A 631-nucleotide genomic window follows, 5' to 3' on the forward strand; every position below is an offset into this window, starting at 1 on the left:
TGCTATCTTGCGCGATCAACGCTGACAATACATTCGCCGTCGCAATTCCCGCATCAGAGAAGTTTGTAAATACACCTGGAACCGATGCACCCTGATCATACAAGGCCCACTGAATACCAAGTTTGTCATTCAGGTCATCTTTAATTTCAACTATCGCAGCCTCGATCAGTACCTGAGCTCGGCGAACATCAAGTTGCTCAATGACACCATCGAGCTCCTGAATCACTGAAGGTTCTGCTCTAATAACCAGCGCATTCAAACCTTCATCAGCATAAACACTCGCTTCTGAAGATTGGCTTTTACCCTTACCCTTAGCACCCTCACTACTAATATCGCCCATTAGCCCCTTTAACAACTCAGCTAACTCTCCAGCATCCGCATGTTTAAGTCGGACTACCTTGGTTTTACCACCCGTGGATGAAGGTTGATCCAGTTTGGCTATCAACTCTCGCATTTTCTCCCGGAATGCCTCATCGCCTCGAAGGATAAGCCGATTGCTGCGCTGATCTGCAACAACACTAAATTTATTGCCGCCACTTTTTCCTTTAGCTTTACTCAGCTCGCTAGGTGCTAACTCTTCTAAGAGCTTTACCATATCACCAACCCATGCTTCTTTAAGCTGAACAACTTC

General features: G+C 46.1%; 1 protein-coding gene. It reads right to left on the reverse strand.

Going from position 1 to position 631, the window contains the following annotated elements; translation table 11 throughout:
* On the reverse strand, nt 1-595 hold a 595-nt coding region (locus A3735_RS03160; RefSeq protein WP_304439957.1), incomplete at its 3' end, for a secretin N-terminal domain-containing protein.
* Nucleotides 596-631 lie beyond the last annotated feature (36 nt).

Source organism: Oleiphilus sp. HI0061, from assembly GCF_001635675.1.